Annotated in this window: 23 protein-coding genes; 12 read left to right on the top strand and 11 right to left on the bottom strand. The window is 65.0% G+C overall.

Going from position 1 to position 22,349, the window contains the following annotated elements:
• Positions 1-52: 52 nt before the first annotated feature.
• Complete coding sequence (locus tag ACFC2Y_RS04390; protein ID WP_375175269.1) at positions 53-223, bottom strand: Flp family type IVb pilin; 171 nt, start codon at positions 221-223, stop codon at positions 53-55.
• 111 nt (positions 224-334) lie between these two features.
• A complete protein-coding gene (locus ACFC2Y_RS04385; RefSeq protein WP_375175270.1) occupies positions 335-520 on the bottom strand; it encodes a hypothetical protein in 186 nt (61 codons plus the stop codon).
• A gap of 350 nt (positions 521-870) precedes the next feature.
• Here ACFC2Y_RS04385 and ACFC2Y_RS04380 point away from each other — a divergent pair, with 350 nt between their 5' ends.
• Positions 871-1,692 (top strand): lytic transglycosylase domain-containing protein, encoded by an 822-nt coding sequence (locus tag ACFC2Y_RS04380; protein ID WP_375175271.1) that lies wholly within the window; start codon positions 871-873, stop codon positions 1,690-1,692.
• 104 nt (positions 1,693-1,796) lie between these two features.
• Here the strand turns inward: ACFC2Y_RS04380 and ACFC2Y_RS04375 are convergent, their stop codons facing one another.
• The 8 genes from ACFC2Y_RS04375 to tldD all read right to left on the bottom strand — a co-directional run bounded on the left by ACFC2Y_RS04375 (position 1,797) and on the right by tldD (position 11,065).
• A complete protein-coding gene (locus ACFC2Y_RS04375; RefSeq protein ID WP_375175272.1) occupies positions 1,797-2,420 on the bottom strand; it encodes a 3-oxoacid CoA-transferase subunit B in 624 nt (207 codons plus the stop codon).
• Between the two features lie 16 nt (positions 2,421-2,436).
• A complete protein-coding gene (locus ACFC2Y_RS04370; protein WP_375186101.1) occupies positions 2,437-3,477 on the bottom strand; it encodes a PAS domain-containing protein in 1,041 nt (346 codons plus the stop codon).
• A 45-nt stretch (positions 3,478-3,522) separates the two neighbouring features.
• Positions 3,523-4,221 carry a CoA transferase subunit A gene (locus ACFC2Y_RS04365; protein WP_375175274.1) on the bottom strand — a complete coding sequence of 233 codons (699 nt, stop codon included), beginning with the start codon at positions 4,219-4,221 and terminating at the stop codon, positions 3,523-3,525.
• 150 nt (positions 4,222-4,371) lie between these two features.
• Entirely contained in the window at positions 4,372-4,947 is a 576-nt protein-coding gene (locus ACFC2Y_RS04360) for a L,D-transpeptidase (protein WP_375175275.1), read from the bottom strand.
• 288 nt (positions 4,948-5,235) lie between these two features.
• A complete protein-coding gene (gene topA / locus ACFC2Y_RS04355) occupies positions 5,236-7,824 on the bottom strand; it encodes a type I DNA topoisomerase (RefSeq protein WP_375175276.1) in 2,589 nt (862 codons plus the stop codon).
• A 173-nt stretch (positions 7,825-7,997) separates the two neighbouring features.
• On the bottom strand, positions 7,998-9,134 hold the full coding sequence (gene dprA, locus ACFC2Y_RS04350; RefSeq protein ID WP_375175277.1) for a DNA-processing protein DprA: 1,137 nt from the start codon (positions 9,132-9,134) through the stop codon (positions 7,998-8,000).
• Between the two features lie 72 nt (positions 9,135-9,206).
• On the bottom strand, positions 9,207-9,650 hold the full coding sequence (locus tag ACFC2Y_RS04345; protein WP_375175278.1) for a hypothetical protein: 444 nt from the start codon (positions 9,648-9,650) through the stop codon (positions 9,207-9,209).
• Entirely contained in the window at positions 9,647-11,065 is a 1,419-nt protein-coding gene (tldD, locus tag ACFC2Y_RS04340) for a metalloprotease TldD (protein WP_375175279.1), read from the bottom strand. The genes ACFC2Y_RS04345 and tldD overlap by 4 nt, the downstream gene beginning before the upstream one ends.
• Before the next feature lie 197 nt (positions 11,066-11,262).
• Between tldD and coxB the strand changes: the two genes are divergently transcribed.
• The 11 genes from coxB (at position 11,263) to ACFC2Y_RS04285 (ending at position 21,469) form a co-directional block, all read left to right on the top strand.
• Positions 11,263-12,168 (top strand): cytochrome c oxidase subunit II, encoded by a 906-nt coding sequence (gene coxB, locus ACFC2Y_RS04335; RefSeq protein WP_375175280.1) that lies wholly within the window; start codon positions 11,263-11,265, stop codon positions 12,166-12,168.
• A 78-nt stretch (positions 12,169-12,246) separates the two neighbouring features.
• The gene (gene cyoE / locus ACFC2Y_RS04330; protein ID WP_375175281.1) at positions 12,247-13,197 is read left to right on the top strand and encodes a heme o synthase; all 951 of its coding nucleotides are present in this window, start codon (positions 12,247-12,249) and stop codon (positions 13,195-13,197) included.
• Entirely contained in the window at positions 13,197-13,385 is a 189-nt protein-coding gene (locus ACFC2Y_RS04325) for a hypothetical protein (RefSeq protein ID WP_375175282.1), read from the top strand. The genes cyoE and ACFC2Y_RS04325 overlap by 1 nt, the downstream gene beginning before the upstream one ends.
• Positions 13,385-13,960 (top strand): cytochrome c oxidase assembly protein, encoded by a 576-nt coding sequence (locus tag ACFC2Y_RS04320; protein WP_375175283.1) that lies wholly within the window; start codon positions 13,385-13,387, stop codon positions 13,958-13,960. The genes ACFC2Y_RS04325 and ACFC2Y_RS04320 overlap by 1 nt, the downstream gene beginning before the upstream one ends.
• Before the next feature lie 30 nt (positions 13,961-13,990).
• Positions 13,991-14,791 (top strand): cytochrome c oxidase subunit 3, encoded by an 801-nt coding sequence (locus ACFC2Y_RS04315; RefSeq protein ID WP_375175284.1) that lies wholly within the window; start codon positions 13,991-13,993, stop codon positions 14,789-14,791.
• Between the two features lie 84 nt (positions 14,792-14,875).
• Positions 14,876-15,562, top strand: a complete 687-nt coding sequence (locus tag ACFC2Y_RS04310; protein ID WP_375175285.1) for an SURF1 family protein — start codon at positions 14,876-14,878, stop codon at positions 15,560-15,562.
• Positions 15,559-16,947 carry a threonine synthase gene (thrC, locus tag ACFC2Y_RS04305; protein ID WP_375175286.1) on the top strand — a complete coding sequence of 463 codons (1,389 nt, stop codon included), beginning with the start codon at positions 15,559-15,561 and terminating at the stop codon, positions 16,945-16,947. Before ACFC2Y_RS04310 ends, thrC begins: the two co-directional genes overlap by 4 nt.
• Positions 16,944-18,206 (top strand): M16 family metallopeptidase, encoded by a 1,263-nt coding sequence (locus ACFC2Y_RS04300; protein WP_375175287.1) that lies wholly within the window; start codon positions 16,944-16,946, stop codon positions 18,204-18,206. Before thrC ends, ACFC2Y_RS04300 begins: the two co-directional genes overlap by 4 nt.
• Positions 18,206-18,790 (top strand): GNAT family N-acetyltransferase, encoded by a 585-nt coding sequence (locus ACFC2Y_RS04295; protein WP_375175288.1) that lies wholly within the window; start codon positions 18,206-18,208, stop codon positions 18,788-18,790. Before ACFC2Y_RS04300 ends, ACFC2Y_RS04295 begins: the two co-directional genes overlap by 1 nt.
• 403 nt (positions 18,791-19,193) lie before the next feature.
• Complete coding sequence (locus ACFC2Y_RS04290; protein WP_375175289.1) at positions 19,194-20,012, top strand: MBL fold metallo-hydrolase; 819 nt, start codon at positions 19,194-19,196, stop codon at positions 20,010-20,012.
• Between the two features lie 38 nt (positions 20,013-20,050).
• Entirely contained in the window at positions 20,051-21,469 is a 1,419-nt protein-coding gene (locus ACFC2Y_RS04285) for an FAD-binding oxidoreductase (RefSeq protein ID WP_375175290.1), read from the top strand.
• A 50-nt stretch (positions 21,470-21,519) separates the two neighbouring features.
• Here the strand turns inward: ACFC2Y_RS04285 and ACFC2Y_RS04280 are convergent, their stop codons facing one another.
• A complete protein-coding gene (locus tag ACFC2Y_RS04280) occupies positions 21,520-22,323 on the bottom strand; it encodes an EcsC family protein (protein ID WP_375175291.1) in 804 nt (267 codons plus the stop codon).
• Positions 22,324-22,349: the final 26 nt, after the last annotated feature.

Genomic DNA, 22,349 nt, shown 5'->3' with positions numbered 1-22,349 from the left:
ACAGTGTTGGGTTCTGTCATGGCATGTCCCCGATGCCACGACAGTGCATCGGTTACTGCGACGCCATGTAGGAACTGATATTGTCCGCCAGACCGAGTGTGTCGTCCTTCACCGCAGCGAAGATCAACACGATGACCGTCACCATCCCGGCCGTAAGCACGACCCAGTCGACTGTGACTGCACCGTCTTCGGCGGTCAGAAACTTGAAAACCTTGCGTTTCATGATCACTACCCTGTTCGGAACGGCGGCCCTGAGTTCCGGCCTGGCCCGCCAGATAAAAGGCCGCGCCTGGTGAGGCACGGCCCGTTTGCGTCTTTCAAGCCGAAGCCAGACTTACTGGGAACCCGGGGAGATCGAGCCCATGTAGGTGCCGACATTGCCGGTCAGGGTCGTGGTGCCGGTCTTGATCGAACCGTAGGCGGCAACGCCCAGGCCAACGACGGCTGCGGTCAGAACAACCCAGTCCACCGTAACGGCGCCGAGCTCGTCCTTGCGGAAGTTCTTGAAGAAATTAATCATGTCGTGTCCCTCCAGAGGATCATGTCGATGTGTCAGTGTTCCGTTTGGCTATCCAGTACCCACGGCTCTCTTCCACAGGCACCACCTTCGCGGCACAGCGACATATAGCCTGCCAATTTGGGCAGCATTTGGGCATGAATGGCACGAAATTAAAGAAACCTAATATCTGCTGGAATAAGTTATAAGCATTTGAATTAAAATATAAAAACCAACAGTTCTGCGGCTGTGTCGGCGGCCGTCACCGCCCGTCTATTGCGAAAATGCAACGCCGCTTTCCGCCGGGCTGGCCCGACGCTCCGGATTCTGCGAAACTTCCCGCAAAGACGAGCAGACACAAAACAGGCGACAACATGCGCCGATATTTTCCGGTCACGGTCCTGATCGCAGGCCTTGCCGCATTGCCCGCCGTGTCAGCGCGGGTCGCGGCCGATCCTCCGGCCTTCGAGGACTTCACCTTCAAGCGTGTCACCCCGCCGAGCCGGTCGGGTGGCAAGCGCATCACCGTGCAGATCACCGAACCGTTGCCGAAGCCAAAAAAGAAGAGCGAGGAGAAGGCAACGCAGCCGCAGGCCGCCGTTGCCGCCGCGGCCCTTGATTGGTTCTGGCAGGACATTTCACCTGACCTCACTGCCTCTGCCCCGGATCGGCTGACCCCGGCCCTGGTGCGCCTGTCCAACCCGCCGACAGGCAACACCGTCCCGGAGCCGCGACTGAGCGACCTTCTGGCGATCACCGACCGCTACGGCCCGTACATCCTGATGTCCACCATTGGCACCCGCGTCTCCCCCGCACTGGCGCTCGCGGTGATCTCGGTCGAATCCGGGGGGCGGGCGGATGCAAAAAGCGGGGCAGGGGCCCTGGGGATCATGCAACTCATGCCCGCGGCGGCGGAGCGTTTCGGCGTCGCGGACCGGCTGGATGCGGCGCAGAACATCCGGGGCGGTGTGAAATACCTCGATCAACTGATGAAGGATTTCGACAACGATCCGCTGCTGGCCCTCGCCGGATACAACGCGGGCGAAAACGCGGTGCGCAAACATGGCGGCGTGCCGCCCTACGCCGAAACGCGTGACTATGTGCCCAAGGTGCTGGCCGCCTTCGCCGTGGCGCGCGGGCTCTGCCTGACACCGCCGGAACTGGCCACCGACGGCTGCGCCTTCCGCCAGCCCTGAGCCGGGAGGCCGCGCTGCGGCCTGGCCTTCGGCGAGAGTATTTCTGGAAAGATGAAGGGGCGGCCACGGCGACCGCCCCTTGGATCTTCAAAGCGAGAAAGGGGTCAGACGATCGTCGCCTCGGTGGAGGCACGCAGCTCCTCCTCGGTCACGCCGTCGGCCAGTTCGACGATTTTCAGCCCGCCCTCGACCACGTCCAGCACGCCGAGGTTGGTGATGATCCGGTCGACCACGCCCGTCCCGGTCAGCGGCAGGGTGCATTGTTTGAGCACCTTGGTTTCACCGGCCTTGTTGGTGTGATCCATCACGACGATGACGCGCTGCACCCCGGCGACGAGGTCCATCGCCCCGCCCATGCCCTTCACCAGCTTGCCGGGGATCATCCAGTTCGCCAGATCGCCGTTTTCGGCCACTTCCATCGCACCGAGGATCGCCGCCGCGATCTTGCCGCCCCGGATCATGCCGAAGGACGTCGCGCTGTCGAAATAGGCGGTGCGCGGCAGTTCGGTGATCGTCTGCTTGCCCGCGTTGATCAGGTCCGGGTCCTCATCGCCCTCGACGGGGAAGGGGCCCATGCCGAGCATGCCGTTTTCCGACTGCAGCGTGATGTCCTTGTCACCGACATAGTTCGACACCAGCGTCGGGATGCCGATCCCGAGGTTCACATAGGTGCCGTCTTCCAGTTCCTCTGCCGCGCGTGCGGCCATCTGGTTTCTGTCCCAGGGCATGTTTTTCTCCTGTCCCTTAGGGCCGTCTGATCAGGCCGGGGAAGTCCAGCGTCACGACGGTACCCGCCTTGCCGCTTGTCACATCCGCCGACCCGCCAAGCTGGCCGATCAACCCGTTCATGATATTTCCCCCGGTTCCGGCGCGACCCGGCCAGATTGCGCCTTCGGGGAAGCCGATGCCGTCATCCGATACGATGACGCGAAAATGCCCTTCGTTCAATGACTGACCGCGCAGTTCCATCGTGCCGGTTTCCCGCCCGATGAACGCGTGTTGAAGCGCATTGGTCAGCACCTCCGATACGATCAGACCCAAAGTCGAGGCATCGTTTGTCAGGATGTCCCCGGTATCGACATTCACATTCACCTTGATCCCGGCGCGACCGTCCAGCGACTGCGTCGCGGCCGCAAGACGGGCCAGATAGGTGCCGACGGAAACCGTGTCCATATTGCGTTTGCGTTCCGGATTCGACAGCTCTTGATACAGCACCTGCAGGCTTTCGATCCGGCGGGCCAGCGTATCGAACTGGCTGCGCGCATCGCCCGCCGACCGGCCCTGCATGCGCACCATCGACACGATCATCGAAAGGTGGTTCTTCACGCGATGCTGGACTTCCCGCATCGCATGGCGCACCGCATTGGGTGACAGCATGTCCTCAAGCTGCGACAGAGGCTTCTGAATGCCGAGGAAGAAGCGTATCTTGCCGTCCTTTTCGAAAATCGGCGTCATCATGAGCCGGTTCGTGAACTCCGTCCCGTCCGCACGATAGTTGAGCAGATCAACCGTCACGTCCTCGCGCGCCTCGATGGCCTCGCGCAGGCGCTTCACGTCATCGGGATCCGTGTCCGGCCCCTGCAGGAACCTGCAATTGCGTCCGATGGCCATGGCCGCCGCATATCCTGTGACCCGCTCGAATGCGCGGTTCACATAGACGATCGGCACATCGTCAAGGTTGGGGTCCGCCAGCACCATAGATACGTTTGACCCGGCAAGGGTCTCGAAGGCCTGAGCGTGGCTGATCGGCTGAACGCCGGTGTTATGTTCTCCGTCCATAGTCATGTGACGAAAACCCGTTGGTCCGTCCATAGTTCCGGGAACGCTACGTCACGCGGCCGGACGTGTTGTCCGCTGCTCGATCCTTTTCTCATGTTCGCCCTGGATGATCCGGTGGACGTATACGCCGGGCAGGTGGATGTGATCGGGGTCCAGCGATCCGGTCGGCACAATCTCCTCGACCTCGACCACGCAGACCTTGCCACAGGTCGCGGCAGGCGGGTTGAAATTGCGGGCGGCCTTGCGGAAGACGAGGTTCCCGGTCTCGTCGGCCTTCCACGCCTTGACGATGGACAGATCCGCGAACATGCCGGTTTCCAGGATATAGGTTTCCCCGTTGAAATCCTTGTGTTCCTTGCCGTCGGCGATCTGGGTGCCGACGCCGGTCTTGGTGTAGAAGCCCGGAATGCCCGCGCCACCGGCGCGCATGCGCTCGGCCAGTGTGCCCTGCGGGTTGAATTCCAGTTCGAGTTCGCCGGACAGGTACTGGCGCATGAATTCCTTGTTCTCGCCCACGTAGGAGGAGATCATCTTCTTCACCTGCTTGGTCTGCAGCAGGATGCCGATGCCGAAGTCGTCCACGCCGGCATTGTTGGAGGCGAACGTCAGGTCCTTGGTCCCGGCCTCCCTGATCGCGTCGAGCAGCAGTTCGGGAATACCGCAGAGGCCGAACCCGCCTGCTGCAATGAACATCCCGTCAAACAGCAGGCCGTCGAGCGCCTCTGCTGCGGAGCCATAGATCTTTTTCATGGGGTCCTCCTGAATGGTTGCCACGGTGATGGCGGGGGAGGGGGCAAGAGTCAATGTTTTGCCGCGCTGCGGAATAACCCGGCCCGCGATGCGGGGCAAACCGGGCGGGATCGGGGCGTTTTCACCCGATCTGCCGGTGTTCGCCGCGGCTCAGATCACCCGGACCTGGGTCCCGATCGGCGTGATCTCGAAGAGCTCCGCGATGGCGGAGTTGAAGAGCCCGATACAGCCGTCGGAGCTTTGCCGCCCGATCTTGCGCGTGTCATGCGTGCCGTGGATCAGATAGGCGGGCCAGTCGAGATACATGGCATGGGTGCCAAGCGGGTTGTCCGGCCCCGGCGGCATGTAGGTCCAGCCGAACCGTTCCTTCTGGCTTGCGGTCGGGGTCCAGTCCGGCCCGACCCGTTTGCGCACGATCTTCGTGTAGCCCCGCTTGGTCAGCTCGTCACTGCGCGGTACGGAGGTCGGGTAGACGCGGTAATCGCTCTCATCCGCAGACCAGTAGTGCAGCGCGCGGCTGATGGTATCGCAGAGGATGGCCCCCTTGCCGAGGTCATCAAAATGATCGCGCCAATCCTGTGAGGAGAAGCTGGAGACATTGTGCCGGACGGGCGCCTGCGGCTCTTCCGGCAGGGTCTGGGCCTGCAGCAGTTGCGGGGCGGCGAGGGAGAGGACGCCGCCGATCAGGACATGGCGGCGCGTGTGGAGTGGGGGACGTGTCATCATTATGCCTGCGTGTTCGGGTTTTACCGGGACACTTGAAGGGCGCGGGGACGAATGGCCACTCACATTCACTTGAGGGGATATGTTCCGCGCCGCAACACCGAGATTGTCTGGACGCAATGGCGCCCCGGGGACGAATCTGTCCCGGCCCCCGAGCCGGGACCCCACGACCAGTCGCGTCTGCGCGGATGTGGTCTATGACGACAACGTCACTTGGGACGCGTCATCTCGGTCAGTCAGGGCCCGGGTACACGGTCGCGAGAGGCCCCGGCGCGGGGCCGGGGCAGGCAATCAGTCGGCCTTCTTTGCAGCCTTCTTGGGTGCGGCCTTCTTCTTCGGAGCCGCCTTTTTCTTCGGGGCCTTCTTGCCCGACTTGGCAGCGCGTTCCGCGATCAGCTCCACCGCCTGCTCCATGGTGAGCGTCTCGGGATCGGTCTCCTTGGGTAGGGTGGCGTTGATCTTCTCCCACTTGACGTAGGGCCCGTATTTGCCCTCCATCACCGCGACCTTGCCGCCCGCATCCGGGTGATCCCCTAGCTCTTTCAGCACCTTGGCCGCCGCGCCACGTCCGCCACGGCTGGCCACCTTTTCGGCCAGCAGCTGCACGGCGCGGTTCATCCCCACGGTCCAGACCTCGTCGATCCCGTCGAGATTGGCATTGGTGCCGCCCCGGTCGGAGGTGGTGTCGGCATGTTTAATATAAGGCCCGTAGCGCCCGATATTGGCCCAGACGTTCACCCCGTCCTCGGGATGCGTCCCGATCAGGCGCGGCAGGGTCAGCAACATGACGCCCTGTTCCAGCGTCAGATCCTCCGGCACCCAGTCCTTGGGCACCGACTGGCGCGGCGGCTTCTTGTTCTCTTCGGTCACCGGGCCGCGCTGGACATAAGGCCCGAACCGGCCCTTGAAGACGCGGATCTCGTCGCCCTCATCCTTGCCCAGCAACTTGCCCTCGGGCGGGATGGCGCTGGCCTCCGCCTCCGCATCGGGCGGGCCGAAGGGGCGGGTGTAGCGGCATTCGGGGTAGTTCGAACAACCGATGAACGCCCCGCCGGAGCGCGCCGTGCGCATCGACAGCCGCCCGGCCCCGCAGTTCGGGCAGACGCGCGGATCGGACCCGTCGGGCTGCGGCGGGAAGAGATGCGGCTCCAGCACCTCGTTGATCTTTTCCAGAACCTCGGTGATGCGCAGCTCCGACGTCTCCGCAATCGCGGCGGAGAAATCGCGCCAGAACCGGCCCAGCACATCCTTGTAATCCCGCGACCCGGCGGAGACGTCGTCGAGTTCTTCCTCCAGATCGGCGGTGAAGTCATACTCCACATACTTCCGGAAGTAATTCTCCAGGAAGGCGATCACCAGCCGCCCCTTGTCCTCGGGGATCAGCCGGTTCTTGTCCTTGCGCACATAGCCCCGGTCCTGGATCGTAGTGACGATGGAGGCATAGGTGGAGGGCCGCCCGATGCCGAGTTCCTCCATCCGCTTGACCAGCGTCGCCTCGGTGTAGCGGGGCGGTGGCTGGGTGAAATGCTGTTCGGGCGTGATGTCCTTCTTGGCCATCGCATCGCCCTGGGAGATCTGCGGCAGGCGCTTGTCATCGTCTTCCTCGACGTCGTCGCGCCCCTCTTCATAGACCTTGAGGAACCCGTCGAAGAGAACGACCTGACCGGTCGCGCGCAACCCGACCTGTCCATCGCGCGAGGCGATCTCGACCGTGGTGCGTTCCATCCGGGCGCTGGCCATCTGGCAGGCCAGGGTGCGTTTCCAGATCAGGTCGTACAGCTTTTTCTGGTCGGCGTCGGTCAGGCGCAGGCTGTCCGCATCCGCCGTCATTTCCGTCGGGCGGATACATTCGTGCGCTTCCTGCGCGTTCTTGGCCTTGTTCTTGTAGACGCGCGGTTGATCCGGCACATAGTCCGCCCCGAACCGGCCACCGATGGCGTCGCGGCAGGCGCTGACCGCCTCCGGCGCCATGTCGATCCCGTCGGTCCGCATATAGGTGATGTGCCCCGCCTCGTAGAGCCGCTGCGCCGCCTGCATCGTCTGGCGGGCGCCCATGCCGAACTTGCGCGACGCCTCCTGCTGCAGGGTCGAGGTCATGAAGGGCGGGGAAGGGTTGCGCGTGGCGGGCTTGGCCTCGACCGAGGCGACCGAGAGATCGCGGGAGGTGACGGCCTGCACCGCCATTTCCGCCGCCGTGGCGTCCTTGATGTCGTACTTGTCGAGCTTCTTGCCCGCCAGAACCGTCAGCCGCGCCTCGAACTCCTGCCCGCGCGGCGTGGCCAGCAGCGCCTTGACGGACCAATATTCCCGGGCGCGGAAGGCCTCGATCTCCATCTCCCGCTCGACCAGCAGGCGTAGGCAGACCGATTGCACCCGGCCTGCGGATTTCGCCCCGGGCAGCTTGCGCCAGAGCACCGGGGAGAGGTTGAAGCCGACGAGGTAATCCAGTGCGCGGCGGGCGAGGTAGGCCTCCACCAGGTCGCCGTCGACCTGTCGGGGGTTCTGCATCGCCTCGGTCACGGCGGTCTTGGTGATCGCGTTGAAGACCACGCGGCTGACCGGCGTGTCCTTCTTGATCGCCTTGCGGTTGCGCAGCGCCTCTTCCAGGTGCCAGCTGATCGCCTCCCCCTCGCGGTCGGGGTCGGTGGCGAGGATCAACGCGTTGTCATCCTTGAGCGCATCGGCGATCGCCTTGACGTGCTTGCGCGAGTCCGAGGCGATCTCCCATTTCATGTCGAATTCATGCTCCGGATCGACCGAACCATCCTTGGGCGGCAGGTCACGGACGTGCCCGTAGGACGCCAGCACCGTGTAATCCGACCCCAGATATTTGTTGATTGTCTTGGCCTTGGCTGGGGATTCGACAACAACGACTGGCATGAAACATCCTCTCTCACTCTGGGCGAGCTATATGGCGGCGGACCATGTGGCCCGCAAGGGTGGAATGTCAATGCGTGGGCGGATGGCCGGAAAATTGATCGCAGCGTCAGGTCATTTGCGGGGTGGGCAGGCACGCGGACGCCGGGCCGGGCTGCGTCGCGCGGCCCTATCCCCTACGCCTTGGCCACACGGGACAGCAGGCCGCCAGCCTGGCGCCGCACCGCCCCCTCGATCTCCAACTGGGTGATGACGGGGGTGACGTGGTGCGCGGCACTGTCCAGATCGCGGATCAGCTGATCTTCGGCCAGCGGCGTCGGACCGAGCCGGTCGAGGATCTGTCGGTGAAGCGCGGCCGTGTCCCGCAGGCTGCGCGTCTCCGGCGGGGGGGCGAGGGGCAATTCGACCACCTGATCCTCCGCCTCCGGTCCGGGCAAAGCCTCGATCACGTCTGTCGCCGACCGGACGAGGATCGCCCCGTCCCGGATCAGCATGTTCGATCCCGCCGCCCGCGCGTCGAAGGGATGGCCCGGCACCGCCAGCACCTCCCGCCCCTGGTCTAGGGCGGTGCGGGCGGTGATCAGACTGCCGGATTTTGCCGCCGCCTCCACCACCACCAGCGCCCGGGCGAGGCCGGAGACGAGCCTGTTGCGCCGGGGAAAATGTTGCGCGCGGGGCTGTTGCCCCATGCGCATTTCCGAAACCCGCGCGCCGGAAGACAGCATCTTTTCCCCGATCTCGGCCGATTCCGCCGGGTAGAGGACATCCACCCCGCCGGCCATGACCGCCACCGTGCCGCTGTCCAAAGCGGCGGCATGGGCGGCCGCGTCGATGCCGCGCGCCAGGCCGGACACGACGACAAAGCCCGCATCCGCCAGATCCTTGGCGATGGCCCGCGCCATCCGCAGCCCAAGGGAGGAGGCATTGCGCGCCCCGACCACGGCAATCATCGGGCGGTGCAAGGCCTCGGTCTGTCCCTTGATCCACAGCAGCGGCGGCGGGTCCGCCACATCCAGCAACTCCGGCGGATAATCAGCGGTGCCGATCATGACCAGCCGCGCCTCCGCCGCCTGTCCGGCGCGCAGTTCTGTCATGGCATCGGTTTCGGAGCAGACCTTGTAGTCGCGCACCCCCGCCTGGGCGGCGACCTCCGGCAGGGCCGCCAGCGCGGCCTGGGCCGTGCCGTGCTCATGCAGCAGCCGATAAAAGGTCGTGATCCCGACCCGTCTGGAGCGCAAGAGGCGAAGCCACGCCAGCCGGTCATCTTCCGAGGTGGGTGGGAGTGGGGGGTGAGTGGAAGGATGATAGTCCACGACCGATGCAACTCCGCCTGCTTGCGGAATCAGGTATAGGATCAGGCGGTTAATTAACCGTGAATCGCTTGGTTAATCACCCATTGCCGACGGTGCGCGGACCGCGGCGGGCCGGAAGCTGCCGGGAGAGAGCCAGCGCAGCGTCCACCAGTAAATCGCCGCCAACGGTATCCCGAAAATCCACGCCAGAGGCCCCACGAATTCCGCCAGAAGCAGCCCGAGCGCGGTTGCCAGTGCGAGGCAGGGTAGAAAGCCGCCCCATCCCAGGCGCCAGGCCCCCCAGTGCAGTGCCATTCCCGGCAGCAGACCCGCCCAGGAAAACATCACGCTGTAAAAGACCACAAATCCGGTGCCGAAAACGAGGTTGTTCTGGCTGGGGCTGATTGCTCCCCCGATCAAGGCAAGGAGAATGCCGACAAGGGGCGGGCCGAAGAGCGTGATCGCCCCCGCGATGGTGATCCGACCGAGACCGAGCGGCACATCCCGCCGGGTCCGCAGCCAGGCAATCCCCATCATGCCGATCCGCCGACGGTCAGCCCGCCGATCAACACCGACGGCTGGCCGACGCCCACGGGCACCCATTGGCCCGACTTGCCGCAATTGCCCATGCCCGGGTCCAGCGCCATGTCATTGCCTAGCGCCCGGATCCGCGTCAGCGCCTGCGGCCCGTCCCCGATCAGCGTCGCGCCCTTGACCGGGGCGCCGCGCTTGCCGTCCTTCACCAGGTAGGCCTCGGTGCAGGAGAAGACGAACTTGCCGGAGGTGATGTCGACCTGCCCGCCGCCGAACCCGACCGCATGGATGCCGTCCTTCATCTCCGCCACGATCTCCTCCGGCGCGGCCTCGCCGCCCAGCATGTAGGTATTGGTCATCCGCGGCATCGGCGCATGGGCGTAGCTTTCGCGCCGCCCGTTGCCGGTCGGTTCGACCCCCATGAGACGCGCATTCTGCCGATCCTGCATGTAGCCGACGAGGATCCCATCCTCGATCAATACGTTCTTGCCCGAGGGCGTGCCCTCGTCATCCACGGTGATCGACCCGCGCCGGTCCGGGATCGTGCCGTCATCGAGCACCGTCACGCCCTTGGCCGCCACCTGCTGGCCCATCAGACCCGCGAAGGCCGAGGACCCCTTGCGGTTGAAGTCGCCCTCCAGCCCGTGACCGATCGCCTCGTGCAGCAGGATGCCGGGCCAGCCCGGGCCCAGCACGATATCCATGATCCCCGCCGGCGCGGGCACCGCGTCGAGGTTCACCAACGCGATTCGCAGCGCTTCGCGTGCCTTGGCCTCCCAATCCGCCGGATCGAGCAGCCCGTCGAGGCCGACACGTCCCCCGCCGCCCGCCGTGCCGCTTTCGCGCCGCCCGTTCTGTTCGACGATCACCGACACGTTCACCCGGACCATCGGCCGCGCATCCCGCACGATCCCGCCTTCGGGGCGCAGGATCTCCACCTCCTGCAGCGAGGCCATGATCGTCGCCGAAACCTGCACCACCCTTGGGTCCAGATCGCGGGCAAAGGCGTCGATCTCGCGCAGGGTCTCGACCTTCACGGGGAAATCCGCCCCGGCGATCGGATCCGCATCTGTATAGAGCTTGCGGTTGGTCGCCCGCGGGGCAGGGGCCATGGTGCCGCCGCCGTCGCCCACGGCCAGTCGCGCGGTTTCCGACGCGCGTTTCAAGGCGGATTCAGAAATGTCGGTGCCATGGGAATAGCCCGACACCTCGCCCCGCACCGCGCGCAGCCCGAACCCTTCGGAGGCATCGTAGCTGGCCGTTTTCACCCGGCCATCGTCGAAATGAAGCATTTCCGACCGCTTGCGCTCCAGAAACAGTTCTCCGTCATCCCCGCCCGCGACGGCCTCCCGCAGGATCGCCAGCGCGCGGCCCTCGTCCAGCAGGGTTTCAAAGGGTCGGAAAGGGGTGTCAGTCATGCCTATGGCCTCCTCGGCGGCGCCCTGTGCGACGGAATTTTTTGATCCAGATCAAAAAAAGCGGCCGTTTGCCACATGCGCGATTATTGTGCTGTCGGGAAGAATATGGTTTTAGACTTCGTCAAACAACGGGCGGTGCGCGGATTCCGCAAATCGCCCGAAGATCGGACAAGAGCCTTTCAAGATCAGGGTGTCACATGCGCAAAATCACGAGCCTCTCGGCCCTCATGGCCTCCGCCGCAGCCTTTCCCGCCATGGCGCAGGACCTTGAAGCCATCGGCAAACCCACGCCGGGCGGCCTCGGGTTCCAGGAGGCGGTGACCTCTATCGCCCGCGACCTGCAGTGGCTGGATCAGATGATCCTCTACATCATCACGGCCATCGTGATCCTGGTCAGCGCCCTGCTGCTCTTCGCGATCTTCCGCTTCAACCGCAAGGCCAACCCGACCCCGGGCACCTTCACCCACAACTCTCCGCTGGAAGTGGCCTGGACGATCATTCCGATCCTGATCCTTGTCTTTATCGGCGCCTTCTCCCTGCCGACGCTGTTCAAGGAACAGACCTTCCCCGAGGGGGACGTCAACATCAAGGTGACGGGCTATCAGTGGTACTGGGGCTACGAATACACCGATACGGAATCCGGCCTGGCCTATGACGCCTACATGATCGGCCAGCCCGCCACGATGACCTCCGAAGACGAGGACGCCGGGGCCGCCGCCTATGTCAATTCCGACGCTATGGCCGCCAAGCTCGAGGCCGCGGGCTATAACGCCGATGAATTCCTGCTGGCCACGGACACCGCCGTTGTCGTGCCCGTCGGCGCCACCGTCGTCATGACCGTGACCGGCGCCGATGTGATCCACTCCTGGGCCATGCCGGCCTTTGGCGTGAAGCAGGACGCCGTTCCCGGCCGCCTCGCGCAGCTGTGGTTTGCCGCCGAAAAGGAAGGCGTCTACTTTGGCCAGTGCTCCGAGCTTTGCGGCAAGGACCACGCCTACATGCCGATCACCGTCAAGGTCGTCAGCCAGGAGGTCTACGACGCATGGCTCGCCGCCAGCGAAGAGGCCGGCGGATACGTCGACCCCGAAGCGCTGAACAGCTGATCCGCTGCCCGGGCACGCGCCCCGGGCCATCCCGCCGGAGGGGCCAACAGGCCCGCCAGCCAGACGAACGGAACCTGAATGACTGACGCGAGCTTTGAGACGCAGACAGAGACGGGCGAGGCGCAGTTCGGCGATTATGTCGCCCTGCTCAAGCCGCGCGTCATGTCGCTGGTCGTGTTCACCGCCGCGGTCGGTCTGATCGCCGCTGCGGCGACCGTGCCGGGCGGGGTCCATCCCTTCATCGCCTTCTTCGCCGTGCTCTGCATCGCCATCGGCGGCGGGGCCTCCGGCGCGCTGAACATGTGGTACGACGCGGATATCGACCGGGTGATGAAACGCACCTCCGGCCGTCCCATCCCCTCTGGCCGCGTCCAGCCGGAAGAGGCTCTGGCCATCGGCCTGACCCTCTCGGGCTTCTCGGTCATCATGCTGGGCCTCGCGACCAACTGGGTCGCCGCCGGTCTGCTCGCCTTCACCATCTTCTTCTACGCGGTCATCTACACCATGTGGCTGAAGCGCTGGACCCCGCAGAACATCGTCATCGGCGGGGCCGCCGGCGCCTTCCCCCCGATGATCGGCTGGGCGGCCGTGACCGGCGATATCACGCTGGCGTCGGTGCTGATGTTCGGCCTGACCTTCCTCTGGACCCCGCCGCACTTCTGGGCGCTCGCGCTCTTCATGAATTCCGATTACGAAAAGGCCGGTGTGCCGATGCTGACCGTGACCCACGGCCGCCGCACCACCCGCCGCCATATCTTCGCCTATACTTTCCCGCTGGCCGCGCTGGCCGTCGGGCTGGCCTTTACCGCTGTCGGTGGCCCGATCTACCTGACCGCCGCCGTCATCATGAACGCCCTCTTCGTCAAGGGCGCCTGGGACATCCTGCGCCGTGACGAAACCTCGGCCGAAGCCGACAAATACAAGGTCGAAAAGCGCTATTTTGCCTTCTCCCTTCTGTACCTTTTCGTGCATTTCGGCGCCATCCTGGCAGAGGCCGCGCTGCGGCCCTGGGGCATGGGGGGATGGTGATGGCATTCCGCGAACCGCATGAGCTGCACAAGCGGCGGTGGAGCCGGAACCTCGGCCTCGGCATCGTGCTGGCGGTCTTCGTCTCGCTCGTCTTCGGCCTGACCATCGTCAAGGTCACGCAGGACCCCCTGCGCCTGGACAATGGTCAGCTCAAACCCGCCTCGGCGCTGGAACAGGGGGGCAACTGATGGCGCTTTCCGGACCCAGGAAAACCGTGTTGACGACAGTTGGCGTCGTCTTCGTGATGGGTTCGCTCGGCTTTGCCTCCGTCCCGCTCTACGATCTGTTCTGTCGCGTCACCGGCTTTGGCGGTGTCACGCAGGAGGCGGACGCGGCGTCGGACACGATCCTCGACCGCACCATCAAGGTGCGCTTCGACGCCACCGTCGATAGCGGCATGCCCTGGACCTTCAAACCGGTCCAGCGCGAGATGGAGCTGCGCATCGGCGAAACCGGCCTGGCCTTCTACGAGGCGCACAATCCGACCGACCGTCCGGTCGCGGGCACGGCCAGCTACAATGTCTTCCCCTATGACGCAGGCGGCTACTTTACCAAGATTGAATGCTTCTGCTTCACCGAACAGGTGCTCCAGCCCGGAGAGACCGTGCAGATGCCCGTCACATTCTACGTGGACCCCGAAATGGTCGAGGACCGCGATGCGAAACACGTGAAGTCGATCACGCTTGGCTACACGTTCTATGAAACCGATCTCCCCGTCGAACAGGCCCAGCTTGCGACGGAGAAGTCGAGCGATATAAACTAAGACCTCAGGCGAGGGAACGAGGGCTCCGATATGGCGCATGAGAAAAATCACGACTACCACATTCTGACACCGTCGATTTACCCCTTCATCGGGGCGGCCGGTGCCTTTGTCATGCTCTTTGGTGCCGTCCAGTGGATGCACGACAGCGGCCCCTGGATCTTCCTGATCGGTCTGGTGGCCGTGCTTTACACCATGTTCGGCTGGTGGGCCGAAACGGTGAAGGAAAACAACGTCGGCGATCACACCCCGGTGGTCGAGATCGGCCTGCGGTATGGCTTCATCCTGTTCATCATGTCCGAGATCATGTTCTTCTCGGCCTGGTTCTGGACCTTCTTCAAGCACGCCATGTACCCCATGGGCGAAATGTCCCCGATCAAGGATGGCGTCTGGCCGCCCGCGGGGATCGAAACCTTCGACCCCTGGCACCTGCCGCTGATCAACACGCTGATCCTGCTGTGTTCCGGCGCGGCGCTGACCTGGGCGCACCACGCCCTGGTGCACGAAGACAACCGCCAGGATGTGAAATGGGGCCTGTGGCTGGCCATCGCGCTCGGCGTGCTCTTCACCGTCTTTCAGGCCTATGAATACGGCCATGCCGCCTTCGGCTTCTCCGGCAACATCTACGGCGCGACCTTCTTCATGGCGACGGGCTTTCACGGGGCACACGTCATCATCGGAACGATCTTCATGATCGTCTGCCTGGCCCGTGTCTACAAAGGCCACTTCACGCCGAAGAGCCACGTCGGCTTTGAAATGGCCGCCTGGTACTGGCACTTCGTGGATGTCGTCTGGCTGTTCCTCTTTGCTGCGGTCTACGTCTGGGGCGGCTGAGCACTTGCGGGCTGACGCCCCGGGCTTGAAATACGGGAAGGCGCGGGGCAGGGCTCCGCGCCTTCGACTTTGAAGGCTGAGAGAATGCTGAGAAAACTCATCGGACCACTGGTCTTCGGCATTGGCGGCGTGGCGATCCTGCTCGCCCTCGGCTCCTGGCAGCTGCGGCGGCTGGAGTGGAAGGAATCCTACCTCGCCGCCATCGAGGCCCGGATCGGCGAAAGCCCCGAGGCCCTGCCGGTGGTGCCGTATGCGCAGACCGACCAATACCTGCCCGTCGCCCTGACCGGCCGCTTCGGCGAAACCGGCCTGCGCGTTCTGGGCAGCCGCAAGCAGATCGGCCCCGGCCACCGCCTGATCCAGCGGTTCGAGACCGGCGACCGCTCCGTCCTCGTGGATCGGGGGTTCCTGCGCGACCGTGACACCGCGCCCGACCTCCCCGCCGGGGAGGTGTCGATCCGCGGCAACCTGCTCTGGCCCGATGAAAGCGACAGCTTCACCCCCGCCCCGGACATCACCGGCGGGTTGTGGTTCGCCCGCGATGTTGCCGCCATGGCCGCCGCCCTGGGGACCGAACCGGTGCTGATCGTCGCCTCCGAGGTCAGCTATGATCCGGGCGCCGTCACCCCGGTGCCCGTCACGACCGAGGGGATCCCGAACGATCACCGAAATTACGCCATCACCTGGTTCTCTCTCGCGGCGATCTGGCTGGCCATGACGGCCTATCTGATTTATCGCACGGTGAGTGCGAAGAAGGGCGATGTGACGTGAACTATATTTCGACCCGGGGCCAGGCCCCCGACCTGACCTTCGAACAGGCGATGCTGACCGGGCTGGCCCGCGACGGTGGCCTTTATGTGCCCGCCGACATCCCTGTGATGAGCCACAGTGACATTGCCGCCCTGGCCAACCAGCCCTACGAGGAAGTCGCCTTCCGCGTCATGCGCCCCTTCCTGGGCGATGCCTTCACCGACGACGAATTCCGCGAGATCATCGCCAAGGCCTACGCCGGTTTCGGCCATGCTGCCCGCGCGCCGCTGGTCCAGCTGAACAGCGGGCATTTCCTGCTGGAGCTGTTCCACGGCCCCACGCTGGCCTTCAAGGATTTCGCCATGCAGCTGATCGGCCAGCTGTTCCAGGCCTCGCTCAGCCGCTCCGGCGACCGGGTGACCATCGTCGGCGCGACCTCCGGCGATACCGGGTCGGCGGCGATCGAGGCCTTCAAGGGGCTGGACGCGGTCGATGTCTTCATCATGTTCCCGCATGGCCGCGTGTCGGAGGTGCAGCGTCGCCAGATGACCACCCCGTCGGAGGCGAATGTCCACGCGCTGGCCCTGACCGGCCATTTCGACGACTGCCAGGCCCGCGTGAAGGACATGTTCAACGACCACGCCTTCCGCGACGAGGTCCGGCTGGCCGGTGTGAATTCGATCAACTGGGCGCGGGTGCTGGCGCAGGTGGTCTATTACTTCTCCTCCGCCGTGGCCCTGGGCGCGCCGCATCGAAAGGTCAGCTTCACCGTGCCCACGGGCAACTTCGGCGACATCTTCGCGGGCTACATCGCCCGAAAGATGGGCCTGCCGATCGACAAGCTGGTGGTCGCGACGAACCAGAACGACATCCTGCACCGCTGCCTGACGACGGGCGACTACATCCCCGACGGCGTGATCCCCTCGATCAGCCCCTCGATGGATATCCAGGTCTCGTCCAATTTCGAACGCGTGCTGTTCGACGCCTATGGCCGCGACGGCAAGGCCGTGTCGCAACTCATGGACGAACTCAAGTCGGGCGGTTTCTCCGTCAGTCAGGGCGCGCTGCAGCACCTGCAGGACCTCTTCCTCTCCGGCCGCGCGTCGGAGGAGGAGACCTCCGCCACGATCAAGCGCCTGCGCGCGACGACCGGCGAGCTTCTCTGCCCGCACTCCGCCGTCGGTGTGAAAGTGGCCGAGGAGTGCCTCGACCCCGCCGTGCCGATGATCACCCTCGCCACCGCCCATCCGGCGAAGTTCCCCGACGCGGTTGAGGCCGCGACGGGCCACCGCCCCGGCCTGCCGCCGCGCATGGCCGATCTCTTTGATCGGGACGAAAGAGTCACAAGGGTGGAAAACGACCTCGGCGAAATCCAACATCTCATCCGGGAAAATATCGCGAATTGACACCTGAACTTCACACCCTGTCGAACGGTTTCCGCATCGTGACCGAGCGGATGCCGGGCCTGCAATCCGCAACTATCGGCATCTGGGTCGACGCCGGTGGCCGGGACGAACGGATCGAACAGAACGGCGTTGCGCATTTTCTTGAACATATGGCGTTCAAGGGCACCGCGACGCGCAGCCCGGTGCAGATTGCCGAGGCGATCGAGGACGTGGGCGGCTACATGAACGCCTATACCTCGCGCGAGGTCACCGCATATTACGCCCGGGTCCTCGGCGCCGATGTACCCCTCGCGCTGGAGGTCATCGCCGATATCCTGCGCAACTCCACCCTCGACGAGAAGGAGCTGGAGGTGGAACGCGGGGTCATTCTGTCGGAAATCGGTCAGGCTCTCGACACACCAGACGACATTATCTTCGACTGGTTGCAGGAAAAGGCCTATCCGGAGCAGCCGCTGGGCCGCACGATCCTGGGCCCCGAAGAGCGGATCCGCAGCTTCCAGCGCGCCGACCTCGCCACCTTCGTCAAGGAACACTACGGGCCGGGCCAGATGATCCTGTCGGCCGCGGGCGATGTGGACCACGCCACCATCGTCGCCATGGCCGAACGGCTATTCGGCGACATGACCCCGATCGACGCCGCCCCCGCAGGCCATGCCAGCTTCGTCGGCGGCGAAAGCCGGACGGTCAAGGACCTGGAACAGGCCCATGTCGCCATCGGCTTCGAAAGCCCCGACTACCGCCATGCCGATGCCTATGTCGCACAGGTCTATGCCTCGGCCCTGGGCGGCGGGATGGCCTCGCGCCTGTTCCAGGAAATCCGTGAAAAACGCGGGCTTTGCTACACGATCTTCGCGCAGGCGGGCGCCTATACCGACACCGGCATGACCACCGTCTATGCGGGCACGGCGGGCGATCAGATGGCGGATCTGGCCCGGATCACCATCGAGGAAATGAAGCGCGCCGCCGAAGACTTCTCCGACGAGGAAACCGCCCGCGCCAAGGCGCAGATGAAGGCGGGCCTCCTCATGGGGCTGGAGGGGCCGTCGTCGCGCGCGGAACGGATGGCGCGGATGGTGCAGATCTGGGGCCATGTCCCGGCCCTCGACCGCGTGGTCGAAAAGATCGAGGCCGTCACCCGGACCGACCTGCGCCGCTACGCCGAACAGATGGCCGTCCGTGCCCCCATGGCGCTGGCCTACTACGGCCCGGTCAAGGATGCGCCGGACCACGCCACCCTGAGCCAAAAGCGCGCGGCCTGATGATCCTGAACCGGCGCAAGGTGAAGATCGAGACGGAGCGCCTGACGCTCCGTCCGCCGGTTCACGGAGATCACAGATCCTGGTCCGCCCTGCGCCTGGAAAGCCAGGCCTACCTGACCAAATGGGAACCCGCCTGGGCGTCGGATCACCTGTCGCGCCGCGCCTTCACCAACCGGGTCTACTGGGCGCAGCGTTCGGTCTCCAACGGCTCGGCCGTGCCGCTTTTCCTCTTCCGCCGCGACGACGATGCGCTGGTCGGGGCGATCACCCTGGACAACATCCGCCGCGGCCCGGCCCAGGCCGGCACCATCGGCTACTGGACCGGCGAACGCTTCGCCCGGAAGGGCTACATGCGCGAGGCGATCAACGCCGTGGTCCACCACGCCTTCCACCGCCTCGACCTCAGCCGGATCGAGGCCGCCTGCCTGCCGGAAAACACCCCCTCGCGCCGCCTTCTGGAAAGCTGCGGTTTCAAATACGAGGGCGTGGCGCAGAGCTATCTGCAGATCGACGGGCGCTGGCGGACCCATGTCCTCTACGCGTCGCTCCGCATGGACCGTCGGGGGCGCACGGACGCAGGGTAGGGGGCGCGGCGGGCCTTTTTTGAGAGGTCTTGCCGAACTCTCTTGTGCACGGAACTGCCTCGCGGCCTCAATCTTCGAAGACTCACGCGATACACCGATTTGATGTCCCGCCCGGCGGAAACGCCGGGCAGCGCCGACCCGCCCCCATGGGGCGGCGCTGCCCTGTGGTCAAACTTGATCTAACCAAAAACAGCATGAAACAAGAGTGCGGAAGGTGTGCTTCCTGACCCTCGGGCACCAGCTAGAAACCAGCAGAGTTTTGCGTCGGGGGAAATCTGAAACGGCGAAGACATGTCTCGCCGCCGAAGCATTTTTGACCAGAACCAGCCCGCGATGCGCATTCTGGCACGCCCTACGCGAATGTGATCGGCGGCCAGCGGCGGGCCTATGCTACGATTCTGCCATGCGCCGCCTGTTCCTTGCCCTCGGTCTGAGCCTCCTTGCCCTGCCCGCCGCCGGTCAGGGCCGGATGAGCCATTGCATCGCCATCGCCGATGCCGCCCCGGGGATCGACTATATCCAGAAGGCGTCCTTCCGCGATCCGGTGCCGGATTATGCGGTGCGGCTGTCCTATGTCACCCACAGCTCCTACCTGATCCAGACGCCAGGCGGCCTTTCGGCGATCACCGATTACGCCGGATACCATGGCAACGTCGATTTCATCCCCGATATCGTCACCATGAACCACGCCCATACCAGCCATTACACCGGCGCGCCCGATCCCGCGATCAAACATGTCCTGCGCGGCTGGTCCGAAACCTATGGCGAGGCGGCGGATCATCACCTCGACCTGGGCGAGATGTTGATCCGCAACGTCTCCACCGACATCCGCTCCATGGGCGGGGTGGAGGAGAACGGCAATTCCATCTTCATCTTCGAGGTGGAGGGCCTGTGCATCGGTCATCTCGGCCACCTGCACCACGAACCGAACGAGGAACAATACGCGGCCATCGGGCGGCTTGACGTGGTGATGGTGCCGGTGGACGGGGGCATGACTCTCGACACGGAGTCGATGGTGCGGGTGGTGGAACGGCTGAAATCCTCCATTGTCCTGCCGATGCACTGGTTCTCCGGCGCGTCGCTTCAATGGTTCCTCGAAGGGGTACAGGACGAGTTTGACATCGACCTGCGGCAGGAAAGCGAGCTGGTGATTTCCCTCCGCGATCTGCCGCAGCGCCGGACCGTGATCGTGCTGCAACCGGCCTGGCTGCGTGACGAATAATCTGGGCGGCCGGGCACCTTGGTGCTAGCACTTCCCCCATGACACTCAGACCTGCCGATCCCGCCTTTGCCGACAGCCTGCGCGACCAGCTGGACCCGCGCTCCTTCCGCGACCCCGCCCCGCGCTATCTGGAAGAGCCGCGCGGCACCTGGGCCGGCCACGCCGGGCTGATCCTCGCCCCCGGCGATGTGCAGGAGGTCTCAACCATCCTGAAGGCGGCCCATGCCGCCCGTGTCCCCGTCGTGCCCTATGGCGGCGGCACCGGGCTGGTCGGCGGGCAGATCATGCCGGACGGCCCCGCCCCGCTGCTGCTGTCGCTGGAACGCATGACCGCGATCCGCAAGGTCGACCCGGTGGAAAACGTGGCGGTCGTGGAGTCCGGGGTGATCCTGGAGGACATCCATACCGCCGCCGCCAAGGAGGACCGCCTCTTCCCCCTGTCGCTTGCCGCCAAAGGCTCCGCCCGGATCGGCGGCAATCTGGCGACCAATGCGGGCGGCGTGAACGTGCTGCGCTACGGCAATGCCCGCGACCTCTGCCTGGGGATCGAGGCGGTGCTGCCGGACGGTCGCATCTGGAACGGGCTGACGCGGCTGCGCAAGGACAACACTGGCTATGACCTGCGCAACCTGCTGATCGGGTCCGAAGGCACGCTTGGCGTGATCACCGCAGCCGCGCTGAAACTTTTCCCGGTGCCTGCCGGGCAGGGGACGGCGCTGGCCGCGGTGCCCTCCCCGCGCGCCGCGCTGGAACTGCTGTCGCTGGCGCGGTCTCAGGTCGGTGAGGCCGTGTCGAGTTTCGAACTGATCGCGGGCGAGGGCCTGCGCTTTCTGCAAGAAACTCTGCCGCAGATCCGCCGCCCCTTCGACCCCGCGCCGGACTGGATGGTGCTGATCGACCTCGGCCTGCCCGCAGGTCTCGACCCGCAAGAGGTGCTGGAGACGATCTTTGCCCAAGCCTGGGAGCAGGAATTGGTGAGCGACGCGCTGATCGCCCAGAACAGGGCGCAAGCCGACGAATTCTGGGAGGTCCGCGAACAGATCCCGGAGGCGAACCGCCTGATCGGCTCCGTCTCCTCCCACGACATCAGCCTGCCCCTGTCGAACCTGCCCGCCTATATCGAACGCGCCTCGCAGCAGGTCGCGGGCATGGGCCCCTTCCGGATCAACTGTTTCGGCCATCTGGGCGACGGCAACCTGCATTACAACGTCTTTCCGCCCAAGGGGGAACCGGTGGCGGAGTGGCGGCAGCACACCAAGGCGGTGAAGACCATGCTGCATGATCTGGTGCATGAGATGGAGGGGTCGGTCAGCGCCGAACACGGGATCGGGCGGCTCAAGACCGACGATCTGGAACGCTACGGCGATCCGGTGAAGCTGGAGATGATGCGCGCCATCAAGCAGGCGCTGGACCCGCAGGGGATCATGAACCCCGGGGCGGTGCTGCGGGCGAGATAGGGCGTCTGTATCAGCAGCGCCTCTCACCAAAGCACCAAACCCGCCCCGCCCTACACCTCGCGGATGCGCGGTTTCGCCAGCCTCTTCTGCAGCCCGGCGATCAGCTCCTCCGGCGGCACATCGGCCTCGATCGCGACCTTGCGCAGGCGGAAATGCACATGGGCCATCTCTTGATAGTAGCTCGTGTAGGCGAAATTCGTCGCCGCCCCCGCCACCGCGCCCAGAACCGGCACGGTCTGCGCCGCCAGCTTCTGGCCAAGCACCGTCGCCAGCCGTGGGGCAACCCGCGCGATCAGCCCCTGCACCGCAGCCCCGGTGATCGTGCCGCGCGCGATGTAGAACCCGAGGTCCGCGCCATCGTCCTCTTCCAGCGGGCCGGCCGCGGCAAAGACGCGGATACAGTCGAACTGCACGCTCTCGCTGTCCGGATCGAACCCGTGGTCCTGCGCAACGCCCTGAATGATCCGCAGCAGCACCGTCGTCGTGACCGGCAGTTCGGCCATGGCACTTGGCAATCCGCCAAACCCGCCCGCCGCACCCATGGCGGTCGTGACCGCGCGGTTGAGCCAATCCGGCTGATCCTTCACCACGCGCCGCGATCCGCTGGCGGCCCGCATGGCCGAGCTCAACGCGGACTCCGTTGCACGGTCCAACCGCCCACGCACCTCGGTCGGCAGGCGCTTCAACAGCCCCTCGGCATTGTCGCCGATGAGGTTCAGTACCTGCAGCCCCGGACCGCCCGCACGGCGATACCGCCGCGCCAGGGCGTCCAGCTCCGCCTCGATGTCAATCGGCGGTTCGGTCGGATCGTCCAGCAGCTGTGACCGGATCGCCTTCGGGCGGGCCTTTGTCATGGGGGTACTCCTCTCGTGAGGAATAG

The sequence above is a fragment of the Pseudooceanicola sp. genome, from assembly GCF_041987405.1.
Classification (GTDB): domain Bacteria; phylum Pseudomonadota; class Alphaproteobacteria; order Rhodobacterales; family Rhodobacteraceae; genus Pseudooceanicola.
Note: the sequence above shows the minus strand (reverse complement) of the source record. Positions and strands in the feature narration are given on the sequence as shown.

Excerpts from the sequence above, each read along its gene's own strand:
- ACFC2Y_RS04285 (WP_375175290.1), top strand. The coding sequence starts at position 20,051 with ATGACACTCAGACCTGCCGATCCCGCCTTTGCCGACAGCCTGCGCGAC.
- coxB (WP_375175280.1), top strand. The coding sequence starts at position 11,263 with ATGCGCAAAATCACGAGCCTCTCGGCCCTCATGGCCTCCGCCGCAGCC.
- ACFC2Y_RS04365 (WP_375175274.1), bottom strand. The coding sequence starts at position 4,221 with ATGAAAAAGATCTATGGCTCCGCAGCAGAGGCGCTCGACGGCCTGCTG.
- cyoE (WP_375175281.1), top strand. The coding sequence starts at position 12,247 with ATGACTGACGCGAGCTTTGAGACGCAGACAGAGACGGGCGAGGCGCAG.
- ACFC2Y_RS04310 (WP_375175285.1), top strand. The coding sequence starts at position 14,876 with ATGCTGAGAAAACTCATCGGACCACTGGTCTTCGGCATTGGCGGCGTG.
- tldD (WP_375175279.1), bottom strand. The coding sequence starts at position 11,065 with ATGACTGACACCCCTTTCCGACCCTTTGAAACCCTGCTGGACGAGGGC.
- ACFC2Y_RS04325 (WP_375175282.1), top strand. The coding sequence starts at position 13,197 with ATGGCATTCCGCGAACCGCATGAGCTGCACAAGCGGCGGTGGAGCCGG.
- ACFC2Y_RS04315 (WP_375175284.1), top strand. The coding sequence starts at position 13,991 with ATGGCGCATGAGAAAAATCACGACTACCACATTCTGACACCGTCGATT.
- ACFC2Y_RS04295 (WP_375175288.1), top strand. The coding sequence starts at position 18,206 with ATGATCCTGAACCGGCGCAAGGTGAAGATCGAGACGGAGCGCCTGACG.
- ACFC2Y_RS04385 (WP_375175270.1), bottom strand. The coding sequence starts at position 520 with ATGATTAATTTCTTCAAGAACTTCCGCAAGGACGAGCTCGGCGCCGTT.
- ACFC2Y_RS04390 (WP_375175269.1), bottom strand. The coding sequence starts at position 223 with ATGAAACGCAAGGTTTTCAAGTTTCTGACCGCCGAAGACGGTGCAGTC.
- topA (WP_375175276.1), bottom strand. The coding sequence starts at position 7,824 with ATGCCAGTCGTTGTTGTCGAATCCCCAGCCAAGGCCAAGACAATCAAC.
- ACFC2Y_RS04320 (WP_375175283.1), top strand. The coding sequence starts at position 13,385 with ATGGCGCTTTCCGGACCCAGGAAAACCGTGTTGACGACAGTTGGCGTC.
- ACFC2Y_RS04280 (WP_375175291.1), bottom strand. The coding sequence starts at position 22,323 with ATGACAAAGGCCCGCCCGAAGGCGATCCGGTCACAGCTGCTGGACGAT.
- ACFC2Y_RS04345 (WP_375175278.1), bottom strand. The coding sequence starts at position 9,650 with ATGATGGGGATTGCCTGGCTGCGGACCCGGCGGGATGTGCCGCTCGGT.
- ACFC2Y_RS04375 (WP_375175272.1), bottom strand. The coding sequence starts at position 2,420 with ATGCCCTGGGACAGAAACCAGATGGCCGCACGCGCGGCAGAGGAACTG.
- ACFC2Y_RS04380 (WP_375175271.1), top strand. The coding sequence starts at position 871 with ATGCGCCGATATTTTCCGGTCACGGTCCTGATCGCAGGCCTTGCCGCA.
- ACFC2Y_RS04290 (WP_375175289.1), top strand. The coding sequence starts at position 19,194 with ATGCGCCGCCTGTTCCTTGCCCTCGGTCTGAGCCTCCTTGCCCTGCCC.
- ACFC2Y_RS04370 (WP_375186101.1), bottom strand. The coding sequence starts at position 3,477 with ATGACTATGGACGGAGAACATAACACCGGCGTTCAGCCGATCAGCCAC.
- ACFC2Y_RS04360 (WP_375175275.1), bottom strand. The coding sequence starts at position 4,947 with ATGATGACACGTCCCCCACTCCACACGCGCCGCCATGTCCTGATCGGC.